We start from the raw sequence: 18,823 nt of genomic DNA, 5'->3' as shown, positions 1-18,823 counted from the left end.
CCATGAACGAACTGCACCCCGCCCGAGCCGCGATGCCGCCGCCGGGCGATCTGCCTCCACAGACCGACCACGGCCCCGCCGTACAGCCGAACGCCGGATTCAGCCTGCGCAACATGCTGGTGAACCTGTTCTACTTCCGCCGGTTGATGCGCTATTGCGTGATCGCCGGTGTGCTGGCGGGCGTGGTCAGCGCCGTGCTGGCACACACCTATTTCACCGCCAACAGCCTGCTGCTGGTGTTCATCGGATCGGAATCGGCCACGCTGCCCGAAGCCGGCACGGGCCAGACGACGATTTCCGTGGACGGCCTGAAAATCGTCCAGTCGGAAATCCAGATCATCCAGACCGACCAGGTGATCCGCACCGCCGTCGAACAGATCGGTCCGACCAAGCTGTACCCCGGGCTGACCACCTCTCGCCTGTTCGGGCTGCTGCCGCCCCGTGCCGAATCCACGCTGTTGAGTGCAGCCATTCAGGAGTTCCGCGCCAATCTTCGGGTCGAATCCGAGGCCGGCAGCAACGTGCTGCAGATAAGTTTCACGAATCCCAAGCGCGAGGTCGCCATTCGTGCCGTGCAGGCCCTGCTGGATGCCTATCTGGCACAGCGCCGCACGATCTACACCAACGCCAATGGCTCCTTCCTCGATGAGCAACTTGCCCGCTACAAGCGCCAGATCGGTGACCTGAACGGGCAGATCCAGAAGCTGCGGACCGATTACGATGTGCTGGACATCGGTCAGGACATCGTGCTGGCCGACAACCGTCTGGACGGCATCGTGCAGCGGCAGAACCAGGTGCGCGAACGCCGGGTCGCCGTGGAAGCCGAAACCACGGCTGTGCGCGCCAACTTGGCGACCCAGCCGGCAACGGTGCTGAGCTTCCGCGAGACCACCAACAACACCGGCAATGACGAGGCTCGCAACACGTTGGTGCGGCTGCAGCAGGAACGCACCCATCTGGTACAGCAATACAGCCCCGAATGGCCGGCGGTGAAGGAACTCGACGCCAAGATACGCACCGTGCAGGCGCAGATGTCCGGCAACGGCCAGGCGCTGTATTTCAGCCAGCGCGACATCCGCAACCCGGCGATCGACGTGCTCAACAACCGCCTTGCGGCGCTGGAGGTCGAAGACAAAGCCCTGAACGACCAGTTGGTAGAACTGCGCACCCAGTCCCAGCAGGCCGCCCAGCGGGTGAACCAACTGCGCGAGGCCGACGGCCAGTTGCACAGCCTCACCTTGAGCCGCGACGTCGCCGAGGGCGTGTTCCGCCAACTGTCGCAGCAACAGCCCAACGTGTCCTACCAGGAGAGCACCGTCGACCAGCGCAACGCCAACCTGCGGGTGGTGCAGCCGCCGACGGCGTCGGTGATCGGCCACAGCCTGGCGATTTCGTACTTCCTCGGCTGCGTGTTCCTGGGCCTGCTGCTCGGTCTCGCAGCGATCGCGGTGGCCAGCCTGTTGCGGCACGTCTACCTGATGCCCGACGAGGCGGAGCGCGAACTGGGGCTGTTCGACCTCGGCGAGTTCAGCTTGGCCGGCCCGCAGACCGCCCTGCCCGACATCCAGCCCGATATCGCGGGCATCGCAGCGATGTTGCAGGACACCACCGTTGATGGCCGCCGTGTCGCGGCGCTGCAGGTGGTCGGTGTCGCCCACGCCGACGGCAAGGCGCGCTTGACGCGGGCACTCGCGGCGGAAATGGCCGGCGGCCATGGCTTGCGCACCTTGATCCTGGATTTGCAGGGCGATGGCAACGGCCAGGCCAAGATACTGAACGCGACCGTCGATGTCGCCGCCAGCCCGTCCGCTCCGGTCAAGATCGCAGCCACCAGCCAGCCGCAGCTTTGGGTCAGCCTCGATGCGCCGCAATCGGTCCTCGGCAATCCGCGCAGCTCCATCGCCGGCGTGCGCCAGGTGCTGGATGAGATGCGGCAACGCTACGATGTGCTGCTGATCCTGGTGTCCACCGAGTCCTCGGCCCACATCATGTTGCGGTTCGCGCGCATGGTGGATGCCAACATCATGGTGGTGCGCGCCGAACAGACCCGCGGCGTGGCGGCGGCGCAGCTACGCGACACGATCCTGTCCGCCGGTGGCAACATCCTGGGGTTCGTCTTCGTCGGACGGAAATTCTACGTCCCGGCCTGGATCTACCGATGGATATGACGGATGTCCGCCCCCCGGTGCGGTGGTTCCTGGGCGTCCCGTTCACACCGTTGACCCTGGCGGACGCCGCGGCGTCCATTGCGGCGCGACCGCCACAGGCCCCGTTCGCCTTCGTGACCACGCCGAACGCGCAACACATCGTCGCCGCGCATCGGCTCAATTCGCTATTCACCACGCCGCACGACCGAGCCTGGCTCGTGCTAAACGACAGCAAGATCGCTGGGATGCTCGCCACGCGACTATTCAGCGATCCGCTGGCAGTCGCCGCCGGCAGCGATCTGACCGCCTACATGTTCCACCACCACATCCGGTCGGACGACACCCTGACCATCATCGGCGCCAGCGATGAGGTGGAACGCCGGCTGCGCACACAATTCGGCATGCGCCACATCGCCCGCTACGACCCACCGATGGGATTCTACCGCGATCCCGCTGAAATCGAGCGCTGCGTCGACTTCATCCTGGCCCATCCGGCACGCTACATCTTCCTGGCCGTGGGCGCGCCGCAATCCGAGACCGTGGCCTGCCGCGTGCTGGACCGCGGCGGCGCGACCGGCGTCGCGCTGTGCATCGGCAGTTCCCTGCATTTCGTCACCGGCGTGGTACGGCGCGCGCCGTCGATCTTCCGCAAACTGAACGCCGAGGCCCTCTATCGCCTGATGCAGAACCCGCGGCGGCATGCTCGGCGGGTGTTCGTGGAGTCACTCCCAGTGCTGTCGATCGGGCTTTGCGCACGTGTTGCCTCCGCCCCCGACCCGCATCGGCGACGACCGCCCCCGTGAGCGAGCGCGCCATCCGGTTGGCCCGCCCCGCCCCCGGGCGGATCCTGCTGCGGCCGCCCACACCCACCATCACGCCGCGGCAGGTTGTCGGATCGTGGGCCTCCTGGAAAGGCGCGGTGCTGGTGTTGGGACTGCTGATGTTCGCCCAATGTTTTCAGTACATGGTCGATGTCCCGCCGCTCTACGCGCTGTCCAAGGCATGGCCAGTGCTGATGGTACCGTTCGCGGTGTGGGCACTGATCATACTCGACATCCCCTATAAGCCTTTGCATGTCATCACCCTGTTCTGGCTGGTCGGGGTCGCACCGGTGATCGGCATCTACCAGTTGGGCAACGGATTCGGGGCGGCACTGGCAACGACAGTAAAGGTCTGGGCGTTCAGCTACACGTTTTCGGCCGCCGGACTGCTGATGCTGCTGCGACCGCCAGTCGCCACATTACGCCGCATGCTGCTCGGCCTGGGCGCTGCGACCTACGTCATCATGGTCCTACTGTGGATCGTCGTACCCGCCAGGGCCTATGGTGGGGGGGACCTGGTCAGCAAGCTGTTCATATACGACGCGGAACGCGGCCAGCACATCTACATGCCGATGTTCTTCGGCGCACTGTCCGTACTGTATCTCAACCGGTCCTTCTGGATGCGGCCACGCTGGTGGAAACCCGTGCTGATCGCCATCGCCTTTCTGCTGATGCTGCAGATCTACAAGGAACGCGTCACCATCGCGGCGCTGATGGGAACGCTGGCGATCGGCGCGGCGATGAGCGCCGGACGAGCACGGTGGGCGGTGCTGGGACTGCTGGGTCTGGCCGGGTTTGCCGGCGCACTGCTGCTGGTGCAGCATCTGCACAACGCCGCGACCCTGGGCAGCCTGGGCGGATCATTATCCGTCCGCAATGTGTCGGTCGCCACAGCCTGGCGGTTTCTCTCGGAACAACCGGAACGCTGGCTGCTGGGCGTCGGCGCGACGACGCGGTTCGGCAACGTGACGTTCGCCCAGTTGTTCGGCAACGCCATGTTCTTTCTGACCGATATCGGCTGGCTGGGAGTGATGTTCGAGTACGGCGCGATCGGCGTGCTGCTGATCCTGCTGGTGCATGTCGTGGGGCTGCGCATCACCTTGCGCTGGTCGCGGGGGGGCGACCCTATGACCTGCGCCTTCGCCGACTACATCGTCTTGCTGCTGGTCGAATCCGTAATCTATTCCGTCGTGTTCACACCTGGCGAGCTGACGACGATCCTCGCCCTCGCCTACTACTTTCACCGGCAAGCGCCGGCCATCTATGGCGGTGGCGTTTCGCAGCCCGTCAGGCCCAGGCCGCGGCACATGGCCATGGACAGTGCTCGACCATCTTCGGCATCAGGGTTTTTGGTGCCCTCCGGCACCGCCAACAGCGGATAAAGCATCATCCCGCCGCCGTCCGGAGCCACCTTGCTCGCCAGCATTTCGGCCTGCGCCGATGAGAAGAACGGTCCGCTGCCATCCCGACGCCGCACTTCAACCCCCAGCGCTAGCGGGCCGTGCCACACCGCGCGATAAGCGCGAAAAGCTTCCAGCGGATCGTATTCGGGACCGGCGTCGTAGGCATCGATGGACAACAGGTCGAGTTGCGATGCCGCCGGGGACCGCAGCACCGACAGCATGAACCCGGTATAGCGGCTGCGCGGCCGCGACGCCTGGAATTGACCTTCACCATAGGCACCAACGCTCCACACCGCCGCGGTCAGTAGCGCCGGACGCGGCAGCACGGCGCGGAAGCGGCGTATCAGCGTCTGCCAGAATGCATCGGTCCGGCAACGGATGGCCTGATCTGGACCGACGGCGCAATCGGGGCGGGTCGGCTCGAAGTCGATGTCAACGCCATCAGCGCCCAGATCATGCACCAAGCGAACAATGGCGGTTTCGTTCAGGTCGCGCCAGTTGTGGTAGGCGGCGCCGCCGACGCTCAGCAGCACCCGGGTCCGCGGTTGGCGTTGCTTCAAAAGCGCGATGGAATCCCGCAACACCGTCCCGGAATAGATATATTCCAGACCGGTTCGGGCCAGATCGAGATCGCCAGTATATCGAAGGTCCGGTCTGGCAAATGCCAGATCGACGATGCCAAGATAGCCAGGCAGCGTCGCGATCGAGGTTGCCGCGGGTCCGGCGGCGTCGATCTCATCCCAGCTGTCATGGTAGACCACGATGACATGCGACGGTGTGCCGCCGCCGCAGCAGGATAGCAGGACAAGCAGCAGAAAGACGCGATCGGCCCGAAAACGACGGAAAAAACCCCATCGGACCCATGTCGTCAAAATACGTTGCGCCCGGCCAGTCCGACCAACAGCGTGCGAATCATGATAGTGAGATCGAAGCGCAACGACCAGTTGGCGATGTAGAAAAGATCGAGATCGGCGCCGCGCTTCGCCTTCTCCAGGGAATCGATGCCGCCACGCATACCGTTGATCTGCGCCCAGCCGGTGATGCCGGGCTTGATCCGATGACGGGCCGCGTACTGCATGACCACCTCGGCATACCTGCCTTCGCCCACCTGCATATTGGCGACATGCGGCCGGGGTCCAACAATCGCCATCTCACCGCGGAGGACATTGATAAGTTGCGGGAGTTCGTCGATCGAGGTGCGCCGCAGGAAGCGCCCTACAGGGGTGATGCGTTGGTTCTCCCGCTTGGTGCCCAGCGATCCATCGTCGGTGTTGTCGATCGACATGGTGCGAAACTTGATCATCGAAAACGGCTTGTTGTTGAATCCAACACGCTGCTGGTGAAAGAAAACCGGTCGCCCGTCGGTGATCCAGACCGCGAGTGCGGCTGCCAGCAAAATCGGCGACGCCAGCAACAGGGCAACCGCCGCGACGACGTAATCTTCCATGACCTTGATCAGGCCCTGGCTTCCCTTGAAGGGGCGGTGCATGACCTGCAGCAGCGGCCGGTCAATGAATTCCACTGGCGGCGTGAATTGCGGCCGGAAGCCGGTGCGGGCGAAAGGCACCACGACGTCCGCCGCGATCCATTGCAATCGCTGGATCAGCCTGAAGATATCGCGCGCCGCGTACCAGGGCAGTGCTATGATCACCAGATCGACCGCATGATTCTGCGCGAATTCAAATAGGTCATCCAGCTTGTTTGACGGGCGTGCCGAACTGCCGTCACCCGATTCGGTCAGGGCCAGATGGTGGTCAAAGACCTCGAGCAGCAGGTAATCCTGTAGAAATTTCGGTTCCTGGATATGGGCGACAATTTCGTCGGCGAGCGCACCACTGCCCACCACGATCACCCTGCGGCGCAGCAAATGCCGGCGCGCGACGTACCACAGGATCGGCCGGTAGATCTGGCGGCCCAGGAACAGCATGATCATGATCGTCAGGAAGAATCCGCCGAACCAGTCGACGCGATCCCAGGCGTTGACGACGAAGGCCTGCAGGATGATGCAGGCGCCCACCGTCGCCGGCACCAGACCGCACAGCATGTCCGCCTGGGGACGAACCCACTCCCGGAACCGTTCCACGCGATAGCAGCCGCCCCAGCGCATCAGCCAGGCGTACGATACGGCGATAATGAAACCGATCGTCAGGGCCTGGAACGCGTGGAGCGGGCGATGATCGCCCGCTGTGATCCGCCAGAACAGCCAGGACGCCAGCACCACCAGCAGGGCATCGGAAACCAGGATGGTCCGATTGATCAACCCATAGGTCAGGCGGATCAACGAGATCTTGTGTTGCTCGGCCCGAGGCTGCCGATCAAGGGAAGGAGGCGATATCAGCACGCGAAACTTATCCCACGCATCGACCGGTCGATGCAACTCAAACCATATCGTAGTATGGTCACTCAAATGAATGGCATGCCGGCATGCCGTGTCCGTCTGCTATTATAAAGTCGTCTCGGTCAAGTTTCAATCAAACCGGCGGCAGTGCACAGATTCAAAGACGATACATGTCAGTTCTGGAAAATGCATATTTTATTCTTAAAAAATAGACATTCTTACTCAATAGTCGTTAATTAAGACGGCAAACAGCTTGTACGTGCCTGCCTGTGCTGTTATAATGAGGCATGAAACGAGATGGGCGCAGCTTTGATCACCGGACGTTGGAGGCCATACGGCTGATGGCGGTGGAACGCGTGCGGGATGGGGAGCCGGCTGCCGTCGTGATCGCCTCATATGGGTTCAGCCGTACGACGATCTACAAATGGCTGGCAGCCGCGGCATCCCCCGGCATCGGCGTGCAGGCGTTGCGCTCCAGGCCTGCGACCGGTCGGCCGCGGACCCTGTCTCCGCGCCAGGAGCGGCAGGTGTTCCGGTGGATTAACGGTCGCGATCCCGGCCAATATGGGTTGGACTTCGGGCTGTGGACACGGTCCGTCGTGGCCAGCCTGATCGGGTTTTGACCTTCTGGATGGTTCTTGCAACCGAGCGGTCATTGCCAGTCCGGCGCCGGGCGAATATTTGGCAAGCGCCATTACGTCCGACGAAACGGCATTGTCCAAGCCAGCAGCGAAATGCTGGCCGAAAATGTTGCGATGGCAAAAAATGCCGCCCGAAATCCCGAGACGATTTGTGATTGCATCGCTTCCTGAGCCACAGCCGGAAGTTGGACCATTGCCGATTTCCCCTGCTCCACCATATCTGCGAACACTGTTGTGGCATGGCTGTCGCTGCTGGCCAGCGTGGCGAACAACACCATTCCAACAATAGATACACCCAGCGCAGACCCTAACGACCTGGTCAGTTGCACCAATCCAGCAGCCGCGCCCAACATGCGCGGCCCGGCAAGGTGCTGAACAGTGATTTGCGCAACGGGCATCGCCGTCCCCTGAAAGAACCCGCCAGCCGCAATCAGCCACGCCAGTTCCGCCCGGTTCAACTGCGCCGCCCACACTCCCGCGGCCACATAGGCCGTGAGCGTTATCAGGAAGGAGAGGCCTGGTATGATCGCGGTGCGGCCAGTGACTGAAATCAATCGACCGGCCATGATCGAACCGATCCCCACGCCTGCCGTGAGTGGCAGCATCAGATATCCGGTCGCGCTAGGAGAAGCACCACCGACCACCTGCAGATAAATTGGCAGGAATGTCACCAGCGCCGTCAGCGACCCGCCGGAAAACCCCGCCATCGCACTGGCCCGCCAGATCGAGGGATCGCGCAGCAGACGAACCGGAATTAGTGGCGATCCGATCCGCCGCTCATGCCGCACCAGGACAATGGCCGAGATCACGGCGACCGCCAGCAGACCGGCAATCAACGGCGCTTGCGAGACCGCCAATCGTTGCATTTGGTCCAGGCCGAGCAGCAGTGGCGCTATGCACAGCACCAGCCAAACCAATCCCAAACCGTCAAACGACGCCCGCGATCCAACATCGTTGGTCTGTGGCAACCGCCGGACCAAAGCCATCGCCAGGAACCCGACCGGCAGATTGACCCAAAATACCGAAGGCCAGCCCAATGCCTCGGTCAGAAACCCTCCAGCCACCGGACCGAATGTGCTGGCGAACACGATCACCGCCGCGAGATACCCCTGAAAATGCCCCCGTTGGCGCAGCGGCACGCGTTCCCCGACCAACGCCTGCGACAGGGTCATCAGTCCACCACCGCCCAGCCCTTGCAGCACGCGCGCCAGAACCAGCATCGGCAGGCTGGTGCTGAGCGCGCATCCAATTGAGGCGGCGCAGAACAGAGCGATCGCCATCTGCATCAGTTGCCGCCGGCCGAACATGTCAGCCAACCGCCCGTAGACTGGCGCGGCAATCGTGTTCGCTACCAGATAGCCGATCACGACCCAGGAAATACGTTGCACTTCCCCGAACGAGGCCGCCATTGCTGGCAAGGCCGTCGTCACGATCGTACTGTCGACGACCGCCAGGAAGATCGGCAACATGATTGGGGGAAACACCAACAGGAAAAGCTGCCGCTGATCCGTAGCCGTGTCAGGGTCCACAGCCGCCGTGTCGATATTGGAAGACATTCCGGCTGGAACCTCGGTCTGCGCGTTCAATCGTGAGGTTCGGTAGACGATGCCTTACCGATAAGCAAGTTGACCGGTCACGAGGCCGCACCCATCCGAACCTATTATCAGGTACCTGCGATGGGAACCTTTCACGCGGTGGGAAGTTTATCATTCATGAAACCGATAACAAACGCGATCCTCGGCGCGGCGATTGCGGGGTTCCTGGGTTTCAGCGCTGCAATGGCGGGACTTCCGTCCGAGCTGCCACCATCGACATTGCACAACGACGCACAAGCGGCGCCGGGCGCGCTCCTTGTCCCGACGGGGCAGCCCGGAACGCAAGCCGATCAGGTTGTACGTCAGTTGATGGCGCGCGAGCTGGCGGAATCCAGCCGGTCGGGCGAAACGCCTATCGTCCTCCTCGCCTCGGCTCGGCTGGGTGCCGCACGGGACGGCGATGTGTTGTTTGTCCAGCTTCAATCCGCCCGGGAATGCGGCTCCGCTGGGTGCAGCACCGTATCGTTCCGATTCACTCATGGGACATGGGCGAAAATCATGGATACCGTTGGCGGCCCCATCCGCGTGACGGCAATGTGTCATCGCGGCATGTCCGATTTGGTAGTGCAGCCCACCAGCCGGCCGGTATGGGATCGGCAGCAGTATGCTGATATATCGATTTTGCCGCGCTCTGGATGAATGAAGCAGGAACGGCCTATAAAGACTGGGCCTACCCGCTTGAACTCTCTGGTACGTTAAAATCCGCCCGGAAAGTGTTTCAAAAACTACAGAACTTCGTGGCATGAGTCGGATCGACATTGCGGCCACCTTTCCCGGCCAACTCGGCTGCGCAACGATGAGTGCATCCTTAAAGTGATCGTGCCGACGAAATGCCCGGCAGACGGCGTATCCATCCATCATCGGGCAGACCTATATCCAGCAGAATGGCATCCGGGATACGACGTGATGCCGTGTGTCGGTGAGACACTGGATTTTGTTGGCTACGCCGGGGCTGAACCGGGAACTGGTGTAGCCTGACGCGCATTAAATCCGGAGGCGAGGTGCCTGCGTCTTACGGACAGGAATTTCACGGGCGATGAGCAGGAACCCGCAGCTTGAGAGGCTCCAAGGGGATCTGGCACGGCTGTGCGATCCTTCGGCCGACCTGAAGGGCGAAGACCCCGAACGCGACCTTGAGGTCGATCATCCGGGGGCAATGCCGCTGCACGGGTTGAAAGATGTTCTCTGGAGCGCCTGGAGAGAAGTGTCGGACCAAAATCTTTTCCTAATCGCCGGCGGGGTCACGTATGCGATTCTGCTGGCGATGTTTCCAGGACTTGCCGCCCTCGTTTCCCTCTATAGCCTCGTCTTTGACCCCGGACAGATCGAACGGCAAGTGATGGCACTGTCCGGCGCCCTGCCTGTGCAGACACAGGAACTCCTCAGCCAGGAACTGCACAGCCTGGCGCAGGCCCCGGGCGGCACGCTCGGCTTCACCGCCGTTGCAGGCCTGCTGCTGGCGCTGTGGAGCGCATCTCGAGGCACGAGTGGTCTCATCACGGCCATCAACATCGCCTATGAGGAAAAGGAAAGCCGCAGCTTCGTCAAATTCAACCTGATCGCCATCGGTCTGACTCTGGGGCTGGTTATCGGCGGCATTATCTTACTCGCTCTGGCGGCGGTGTTGCCGACCGCGGTGCAGTTCATTGCGGTCGGTGCAGCCACAAAATGGCTGCTGCTGATCGCGCAATGGCCGCTCCTGATCGTGCTGATGATCCTGGGCCTCGCGGTGCTTTACCGGTTCGGCCCCGATCGGGACAAACCGCGGTGGCGATGGATGTCTTCCGGCGCGGTCGTGGCGACACTGTTGTGGATCGCTGCGTCCATCGGTTTCTCGGTTTATGTCGCCAACTTCAACAGCTACGACAAGACCTACGGGTCGCTGGGCGGCGCCGTGATCCTGCTGACCTGGCTCTATCTCTCGGTGTTGTCCGTACTGCTCGGGGCAGTCGTCAACGCCCAACGTGAGCGGCATCTCTAAGAGTCTTGTGTGGACGGCCCCTTGGATTCAAGAGCAAAAGCGAGAATTCTGACGGGCGGATCGATTGCGATCATGTGTCTGGCCTGTTGACGCGGCATCACGACCGCTGGCCCAGATGGGGTCCGCGATCCAGCCCCAAACAGTCCGTCGGCCTCTAAGGCCGAGACTCTAAACGGGTTCTCTGGATCGTCGGTTCGACCGATCGTCATCTCATTCTGCTCTTTCACCCCGGCACCAACGCACGCTCGCGGCGTTCACCGGCCGAGGCCGGGGAAGCACCACGCGCGTCATCGTGGCCCATGCCGTCTGGGCCATTCCATTGCTCAATCACGGCCGAAGCCTCGTGGCGGCTCGACCGCCTGGAGTTCGGAGAGATCGAGCTCGACAATCGCCCGCAACGCGTCGGCGAGCGCACTGTCGTGTTGGTTGTCCGGCAGCGCGTCCAGCCAGCCGGCATACTCGGCCTGCAACGCCACTGCAGCGGCGATGGCGTCGTTCCACCGCTGGATCCGGGAGCGCCGGTCGGCGGGGCGGCGTGTGCGAACAACCCGTGCGCCAGCCGTGCGCGCGGCGCGATAACGTGCCTGGCGTTCGGCGCCGGTCATGGGCTCTTCATTGACCGATGGACGTGGCATGGTTCCACTCTCAATCGTTACGTGACGAAACGTCGGTCATGCCGCCACCGCCTCGGCCGCGGTGGATGGGCGGCGATACGTCTCGCCGCTCGTCATCATCGCCCAGGCCGTGCGGGCGATTTTGTTGGCTAGTGCGACAGCGGCGAGTTTGCGCGGCTTGCGGAGCAGCAAAGCCCGCAACCATTCCGTCATCTGCCGACTGCCCTGCTTCATCGCGGCGTTGATGACCGAGGTGGCGCCAGAAACGAACAGCGCGCGTAGGCGCTCATTACCCGCCCGGCTGATTTTTCCCATGCGTTGCTTTCCGCCGGTGGAATGTTCCTTCGGTGTCAAGCCAACCCAGGCGGCAAGATGGCGGCCGGATTCGAACGCCGCCGGGTCGATCTCGGTCGCCAGTGTCAACGCGATGATCGGACCGACGCCCGGGATGGTGGCCAAACGTGTGCTGACCGCGCTGGCCTTGTGCGCGGCATTCAGTTTGGCGTCGATTTCCTTGATCCGGGTGCCGATCTCTTCGATTTGCTGACCCAGCAGGGCAAACATCTCTTTGGCCTCCGGCGGAACGGCGTCCTCTTGTTCAATGGCAGATAGCAACGGAGCGATCGTGCCAATGCCTTTGCCAGCAACGATGCCGAACTCCGCGGCATGACCACGCACCGTGTTGCCCCAAGCGGTGCGTTGACCGATCAGGGTTTCGCGCACCTTCAAAACCATGCCCTGAGCTTGTTGCGTGACGGACTTCACCGGCACGAAATGCATGCCGGGACGCCCGGCGGCCTCACAAATCGCCTCAGCGTCGTTGCGATCGTTTTTACCGCGTTTGACGTAGGGTTTAACATACTGCGGCGGGACGAGACGTGGCGTGTGACCGAGCCCGGTCAGTTCGCGCGCCCAATGGTGTGAACCGCTACAGGATTCAATGGCGATCTCGGTGGCGGCGAGCTTCCTGAAGAACGGGAGCAGTTGCCCGCGGCGAAGATTGGTCCGCAAGACCGGCCGATCCTGAGCGTCGATACAATGGATGGTGAAGACGGATTTGGACGTGTCGATGGCGATGCGCTTATATTGGGTCATGGTCGGCTCCGGTCTTGGTTGCTAACGGCCCCAATTCTGGCACTTGATGCCGTGGGGCCGTCCACCCCAAGAGTCCGAAAAGTTCAGGCCGGGTTGCATAGTTTTCTGAGCATCAGCGGGATCGACGCGAGCCGCAGGAAACTCAAAGCATTGCGGCGCCGGTTCTCGAAATCCTTGGCAAGCCAACGACAACTGGTCGAGCCACGCAAAGCTCCGTTTAAGGACCCAACGTCTGGCAATTCCTCAAAGCTTTTGGAAGAATGTGAATGCTCAACGATGTCCACCGACAACCGAGGCAGCATCTTTGTCAGTCCTTTGCGGAACTGTGGCCCCTGATAGCCACCATCAGCAAAGAGCTTCTGCAGATACGGATAAAGGCCAAACATGCACGCCAGAACCAGCCGCTCGCTGTCGCGATCTGCGGTATCGGCTGGATGCACGACCGCAAGCATCAGCAAGCCCTGGGTATCGACCAGCATAAACCGGACTACAATTCCCCTATATGCAGCACCCGCCGTGCCGGGGTGGCGAGGCTCTCGCGCAGCGCCACCTCATACCCGTCCAACATTGCGGAACGGTTAAAACGCGCCTCGGCAACACCGCGGGCATTGCGTTGCAAGGCCATGAAACTTTCGGGATCAGCCAGCCAGCCAGCGATCAAAGAGACCATGCGTTCCGGATTACGCGGCGAGACAAGGTGCCCGTTGCGACCTTCCTCGATCAATTGAGGAATGCCACCGACTGCACTAGCGATCACCGGCAAGCCGCAGGCATTGGCCTCTATGATAGTGGCTGGGCGGCCGTCCAACAGGGAGGGCACCACCAGAACATCCATGGCGGCGTAGGCCACGCAAGGGTCCTCGACATATCCGGCAAAACGAATGGCCCCACGCGCCTGGCTAGCAGCGATGCGCAACGCCACGTCCTCGGCCTGTCCACCTGCTCCATACATCACAAAACGCGTAGATGGCGACATGGTGTGTATGCGCTCAGCCATTTCGACAAAGCCCAGGGGATTCTTCTCGGGGGACATGCGGCCAAAATAGCCTAGGATAAAGGTCTCTTTGGGCGAAGAGATCTCTCGGTTGACAGGGCGGAAACGCTGCAGGTCTACCCCGCTCTCGATTTGCCAAATGCGGCCGATGTCAGGGGTCGCTGCCAAGCGATCGCGCATGAACACGCTCTCCACCAGAACCCCATCGAAACAGCCGGCTCGGAGGCTGAAGCTGTGGAAATGCGGTCCGGTATTGAACAGCCAATCCAGCAGACGGATATCCCGCCGCCTTTCGCGCAGCCGGGACAACTGCGCGTAGCCACCGGGGGCGCCGATCAGCAGGATCAATCCGATCTCGCACTTATCAACGATGCGCGCGAGATGTGTCCAGTCTCCTGGCAGAGCATGTGCGCTGAGGTCGATCACGCGATCAGCGGCGCGGAAATCCACCAGAGGGTCGGCTTTCAACTCAGCGGGATGGGCCATCTGATTGGCCAACGTGATGTCCAAGCCGCGGGCGCGCATCTCGCGCAGTACGATCAACGATAGACTGCCCTGAGCAAAAAAGGGCAGCAAAGCCAGGATGCCTTGCCGGCGGATTTCATGCTCGCCCTCGACTAACACAACGAGGCTCCTTTCCTGAAATATTGATGCCACGACCGCCTGCGTCCCGAATCGATGGATTGCTGATGGACGCGGTCCTTCAGCGCAAGCGCATTCGCTTCCCACATGTCGGACTGGGCCTTCCACCAATCTCGCGCCTCAATATAGGCATGGCAGTCAGTCAACAGTTTGGCGACCAACGATAGCTGCCCAGAGCCGATAATGAGGTTCAGCATGGATCGCCCGGCGCGCTCGTATATTGGTTCGGGCGTGGGTCCAAGGATCATGTCGCGCCAAGCGGCGTAATCGGCGCAGTTCGGGCCCAGCGTAAGCGCGCCGATAAGCCGCAGTGATTGGGTAGGGGTCAATTCCAACCGCTGGTCGCTCTCCACCAGCCAGCGCAGCATGGCACTGATATCCTCGTTCAGGCCGCGCCGCTCTGCCAGCGGAACAAGATTGCGTGCTTTCGCCCAGCACATTTCCAGCAATGTGCCCATCGGATCGCCGAAGGTCACGCCGCGTGGCTGCAGTCGATAATACGTAAGTGGCTCTTCGACCATATCGAAGCGAAAACCAGCGGCGAGGGCCCGAACCCAATGCTCGTAATCCGGTGCGCGAACCATGGTCAATTCGGGCGTGCCGATGCGCTCGATCATCGCGCGGCGCACCATAGTCGAAGACCGGCAGAGAATGTTCCGGCCGATCCAACTTTCCACAAGATCGAACTGGTGCGGCTGGTTGGCGGCCTCTTCCAGTTCCACCGCACGGGGGTGTGGCTGCCCACGCTCATCGACGAAGCGCACCCAGGTGCCAATGATGTCGGCGCCCGTGGTCTTCGCGCGCGCAAGTTGGCGCTCTGCCTTTTCCGGCGCAATCCAGTCATCGGCGTCGAGATTCACGATCCATTCACCACGCGCCTCACGCAGAGCCCAGGCAAGCGCGATGCAGGCGCCGCGATTTTCTTCGTGCACGAAGAGCCGGATACGGGGATCGTCGAACGACCGGACAACATCGACCGAGTTGTCCCGGGAAGCATCGTCGACCACAACGATTTCGAAGTCCTGGTGCGTTTGCGACAGGATCGAGTTGATCGTTATGCCAATGTACTCCTCGTAATTGTAGGACAGCACGATGTACGACAGCAAAGGCGTGCTCATCGCAAAGCATCCGCGACACGGCCGATCTCTTCGGCGGTCAGCATATCGTGGAACGGAACGCCGATGACGCGCGGCGCCAGATCCTCGGTTACTGGTAGGTCGCTGCGCGGCAGGTCGGTAAAGGCAGGATGCAAATGGGTGCCGAGCCCCCACCAGCGGCGCCATTGAATATTGCCGGCGTCGAAGCGGGCGAGCACCCGGTCGAGCCGGTCCGCGGGACAGATCACGTTCAGCGACATGGCCGCATACGCCGTGCCGGCGCCGGATTGGATCCGGCAAGGTGAATTGCGCAGAGCGTCGGTATAGGCGGCGCCGAGGGAGAGCATGCTGGCGATCTTGGCATCAATGCTATCCAGCACAGCAAGCCCCATGGCGGCACTATATTCCGACAAGCGGTAGTTTCCACCGCGAATGCTTGAAACGCGCTCTGTGCCCTGGAAGCCGAAACCGGTCATGGCGAGGGCTTTGTCAGCCAGCGCGGTATCGGTGGTGATGATCGTCCCTCCCTCGCCTATGCCGAAGACCTTGGTGGCATGCAGCGAGATACAGAGCGGTTGCGGACCGATATGATTCAAGGATGTGGCGGCGGCAGCGGCATCGAACACCACGGGAATGCCGGTTTCACGTTCGAATTCGGCCCACGCCGGCACGTCGACCGGTGCGCCGAAGGCACTGACCACCAGCACGGCGGCCGGCGGTTCCGGCATGGCGCGCAGGGCCGCCATAGCCTGATGCGGAGTCAGCATGAAGCTTTCCTCGTCCACATCGACCAGCCATGGCGTCAGCCCGGCACCACAGATCGCATGCGCGCTGGCGATGAAGGTCCAAGACGGCATCAGGCAGAAGCGCCGGCCGGGCGTTGCGCGCAGTTGCAAGGCGATCTGGATGGCGGTGGTGCCGCTGCTTGTCGGCACCACGCGCACGCCATCCTGCCCTGCTCGGGCGCCCAACCAGCCCGCGAAGCCCACACAGAATTCGCGCCAGAGCGGACCATAATTGCTGTAGATGCGTGTCTCGTCGATCCGGCTCAGGAACGGCATCATTGACGTAGCCGCTGGTAGCCGCGGGCGCATGATCTCAATCGGCGGCGGCGGCCCGCCCGCATCTGGATCAGCTTGGGTGACATCGAAGCTTTCCATCAGTCCTGTCTGTTCCGCTATCCGGTGGGGAGAGACCAGGGGGGCCTCATGGGAGGCATCTTTAACGCAAGCGCGCGGGGTTCCCAATAACCGTCGCACCCTCCGGCACATCGCGCGTGACTACGGCGCCCATGCCGACCACGGCTCCGCGGCCGATGCGCAACGGGTTACCGGGTTGTCCCTCGCGGGTGACCGCGCCCGTGCCGATATAAGCGTGATCGCCGATCTGAATGCGGCCGTTGATCGCCGCCTTGGGGGCGAGTGTGACGAAATCCCCCAGCACGCAGTCATGCGCGACATGGCTGTACATGTTGGCATGAAAAAAGCGCCCCACCCGCACGTTGGATGTGACCAAGGCGAAGGAGCAAAGAACGGCGCCTTCGCCAAATTCGCACTCATCCAACACCACCGCGGTAGGGGCAATAATGCTGACCGGCATCGCGCCGGCTGTCTCGCAGAGCCCGGCGATCCGCTCTCGAACCCGTGAATTGCCGATCGAGACATTGAAAGAACGGGGTTGCGGATGCGCAAGGAAAGTCTCTAATCGCTCGACGCGAATGCCATTCACATGGGACACGGGAGGATCGCCCTCCACGACGAAGACGACTTCGGCCTGACCCGCATCCAACTGTGCGGCGAGTTGGGCGCGCAAAAGAGGCATGACCTCACGGCCGCTGCCACCGGCACCGACCAGGCCATAGATGTGACGCGGGGTCGCCATATTATCTCCTGCGCGGTGGGGTAAGCCGGGAAATGATCAACCGCAACCGCTGACTGGGCGGAGAATCGCTGAATGTAGCAGGAACCATATACCCGATCTTATAACGGTCAAGTCAACGATCACACGGAGCCGCCGAAGCGGGGTGCGATGATTCTTCAGTCTGGGGCTTCAAATAGTACACAACCGTATCGGGCTTAACCGCGGCGCTTCGCCGCAAATGTTGCGCGGACAATGATTGTCGTGCTTCATGAATGCCAAAGATCAAGGACAGCCGCCCGTCGCCGCATCCAAAACACACTTCCATGTGTGCTCAAGCCTTGGAACAGATCCCGCCGGTCCCACAACGGATTGAGGATATTGTTTAGTTTGGGTTGGTACGAAATCCACTGGGCCGGCAGATAGACCTCATCCTGCACGGCGCCACCCGCAAGATATGCCATCAGCAGATATTGCTCATTGTAAAAGCGGCCAGCCCACTCTTCAGGATAGTCCCAAGGCAGGCAAATATCGTGCAAACCCCACACGGTTCCTGCTTTCAGGCTCGGAAGAACCGCAGAAAAGAAAACGGTTACATCGGAGTTCGAATAGCTGCGATGGCTATTGTCCACCAGCAACAAATCATCAGGCTCCAGGGAGTTCCAAAATTCTTCCCCTACCTCTTCCATGGGGCGCCGGATTGTCTCGTCACAGATATCGTCGATTTCAACGCGCGGATAAGGGTCGATGGAGACGATGCGGGTCCGCAAGCCGTGATCCCGGATAGCTTGATGGGCGAAGCGTGTCGAATTACCGGAACCAACCTCAACATATCGTCGCGGCGATCGGGATGCGATCAACTCATAAAGCAACACACCATCTAACGGCGGAAACCATTCGTTCCCCCAGAAAGGACCCGCATGGCCGGCGTCTTGGCGGGGTATTTGCTGCAGGTCCGCGAAATGTCTGACGTGAGCTTCCAGCCTACTGACAAAATTGGCCTCCTGCCCGTGCAAGAATGTGGAAAAGTGACGCCCGAGCGTGTCTGCTTCAAGGCGCCGTCTGCGCGGGAAATTAGGATATTCCGTAACGATCAATCGGCTAGATCGCTTGGCGTCCAAGAGGGCATCAATGTCTTCGGAAAGGCTCTGAGCACTCTTCAGCGCCTCGGCCGTGCAGGCCAGATCGGCTCGCACTGTGTCAAGTTCAGCCGCCAACGCGTTCCGCTCGGTCAGAAGTATGTTGCGACTATCATGCAGACGACGCAGCGGTGGCACGATTCGCGCCAAGCGTCTGAGAAGTGTCATGGGCAATTTGCCTTCTTGGCTTTTTTGGCAGTGCATCGCCTGAGTGCGGTTTATAAAAATCCAAGAGCCACGGATTCAGCCATAATGCCGCTGTTTGTTCTCCCCCTCTACCATACATCGGGACAAATCTGGCGCCTGGATGATCCGCCCATGCCACAGGAATATCGTGAACCGCGCCAGTCACTCTATAGAATGAGATTTATCCGTTACGAGACCTTACACGTCTGAGTGACACATGCATCCAGTGACAGTCGCAACAGGATTTTGATGTTCGCCTTGGGGGATAGGCGG

At 61.5% G+C, this 18,823-nt stretch carries 15 protein-coding genes and 1 pseudogene; 5 read left to right on the top strand and 11 right to left on the bottom strand.

Going from position 1 to position 18,823, the window contains the following annotated elements; genetic code table 11:
• Positions 1-2: 2 nt before the first annotated feature.
• Together GSQ89_RS32650 and GSQ89_RS32645 are read left to right on the top strand one after the other, a co-directional pair.
• Complete coding sequence (locus GSQ89_RS32650; protein ID WP_158932292.1) at positions 3-2,168, top strand: hypothetical protein; 2,166 nt, start codon at positions 3-5, stop codon at positions 2,166-2,168.
• Complete coding sequence (locus GSQ89_RS32645; protein ID WP_158932291.1) at positions 2,159-2,950, top strand: WecB/TagA/CpsF family glycosyltransferase; 792 nt, start codon at positions 2,159-2,161, stop codon at positions 2,948-2,950. Before GSQ89_RS32650 ends, GSQ89_RS32645 begins: the two co-directional genes overlap by 10 nt.
• Positions 2,951-4,229: 1,279 nt before the next feature.
• Here the strand turns inward: GSQ89_RS32645 and GSQ89_RS32640 are convergent.
• Together GSQ89_RS32640 and GSQ89_RS32635 are read right to left on the bottom strand one after the other, a co-directional pair.
• Positions 4,230-5,243: a glycosyl hydrolase family 18 protein gene (locus tag GSQ89_RS32640; RefSeq protein ID WP_254073471.1), complete on the bottom strand. Its 1,014-nt coding sequence runs from the start codon at positions 5,241-5,243 to the stop codon at positions 4,230-4,232.
• Positions 5,240-6,712 (bottom strand): exopolysaccharide biosynthesis polyprenyl glycosylphosphotransferase, encoded by a 1,473-nt coding sequence (locus tag GSQ89_RS32635; RefSeq protein ID WP_158932290.1) that lies wholly within the window; start codon positions 6,710-6,712, stop codon positions 5,240-5,242. Before GSQ89_RS32635 ends, GSQ89_RS32640 begins: the two co-directional genes overlap by 4 nt.
• 284 nt (positions 6,713-6,996) lie before the next feature.
• Here GSQ89_RS32635 and GSQ89_RS32630 point away from each other — a divergent pair, with 284 nt between their 5' ends.
• Complete coding sequence (locus tag GSQ89_RS32630; protein WP_216856528.1) at positions 6,997-7,332, top strand: helix-turn-helix domain-containing protein; 336 nt, start codon at positions 6,997-6,999, stop codon at positions 7,330-7,332.
• Positions 7,333-7,403: 71 nt separating this feature from the next.
• On the opposite strand, the gene GSQ89_RS32625 is transcribed toward GSQ89_RS32630, so the two are convergent.
• Positions 7,404-8,906 (bottom strand): MFS transporter, encoded by a 1,503-nt coding sequence (locus GSQ89_RS32625; protein ID WP_158932289.1) that lies wholly within the window; start codon positions 8,904-8,906, stop codon positions 7,404-7,406.
• Positions 8,907-9,062: 156 nt separating this feature from the next.
• Between GSQ89_RS32625 and GSQ89_RS32620 the strand changes: the two genes are divergently transcribed.
• Together GSQ89_RS32620 and GSQ89_RS32615 are read left to right on the top strand one after the other, a co-directional pair.
• Positions 9,063-9,584, top strand: coding sequence for a hypothetical protein (locus GSQ89_RS32620; protein ID WP_158932288.1), 522 nt, complete (start codon positions 9,063-9,065; stop codon positions 9,582-9,584).
• Between the two features lie 517 nt (positions 9,585-10,101).
• Positions 10,102-10,926 (top strand): YihY/virulence factor BrkB family protein, encoded by an 825-nt coding sequence (locus tag GSQ89_RS32615; protein ID WP_158932287.1) that lies wholly within the window; start codon positions 10,102-10,104, stop codon positions 10,924-10,926.
• A gap of 323 nt (positions 10,927-11,249) precedes the next feature.
• Here GSQ89_RS32615 and GSQ89_RS32610 read toward each other — a convergent pair whose 3' ends face one another.
• The 8 genes and pseudogenes from GSQ89_RS32610 to GSQ89_RS32575 form a co-directional block, all read right to left on the bottom strand.
• Positions 11,250-11,531, bottom strand: coding sequence for a hypothetical protein (locus GSQ89_RS32610; RefSeq protein ID WP_158932286.1), 282 nt, complete (start codon positions 11,529-11,531; stop codon positions 11,250-11,252).
• Positions 11,532-11,597: 66 nt separating this feature from the next.
• Entirely contained in the window at positions 11,598-12,635 is a 1,038-nt protein-coding gene (locus GSQ89_RS32605) for an IS110 family transposase (RefSeq protein ID WP_158932285.1), read from the bottom strand.
• Positions 12,636-12,718: 83 nt separating this feature from the next.
• A pseudogene (locus GSQ89_RS32600) lies at positions 12,719-13,186 on the bottom strand (transposase); the annotation flags it as partial.
• Entirely contained in the window at positions 13,123-13,809 is a 687-nt protein-coding gene (locus GSQ89_RS39570) for a glycosyltransferase (protein WP_256367367.1), read from the bottom strand. The pseudogene GSQ89_RS32600 and the gene GSQ89_RS39570, both read right to left, overlap by 64 nt.
• Before the next feature lie 437 nt (positions 13,810-14,246).
• A complete protein-coding gene (locus tag GSQ89_RS32590; protein ID WP_158932282.1) occupies positions 14,247-15,389 on the bottom strand; it encodes a glycosyltransferase family 2 protein in 1,143 nt (380 codons plus the stop codon).
• A complete protein-coding gene (locus tag GSQ89_RS32585; RefSeq protein ID WP_158932281.1) occupies positions 15,386-16,528 on the bottom strand; it encodes a DegT/DnrJ/EryC1/StrS aminotransferase family protein in 1,143 nt (380 codons plus the stop codon). The genes GSQ89_RS32590 and GSQ89_RS32585 overlap by 4 nt, the downstream gene beginning before the upstream one ends.
• A 61-nt stretch (positions 16,529-16,589) precedes the next feature.
• A complete protein-coding gene (locus GSQ89_RS32580) occupies positions 16,590-17,249 on the bottom strand; it encodes an acetyltransferase (protein ID WP_158932280.1) in 660 nt (219 codons plus the stop codon).
• Between the two features lie 245 nt (positions 17,250-17,494).
• On the bottom strand, positions 17,495-18,532 hold the full coding sequence (locus GSQ89_RS32575; RefSeq protein WP_158932279.1) for a class I SAM-dependent methyltransferase: 1,038 nt from the start codon (positions 18,530-18,532) through the stop codon (positions 17,495-17,497).
• Between the last annotated feature and the right edge of the window lie 291 nt (positions 18,533-18,823).

Source organism: Acidisphaera sp. S103 (genome assembly GCF_009765975.1).
Classification (GTDB): Bacteria; Pseudomonadota; Alphaproteobacteria; order Acetobacterales; family Acetobacteraceae; genus Rhodopila.
This window is presented reverse-complemented; position numbering and strand designations above follow the sequence as displayed.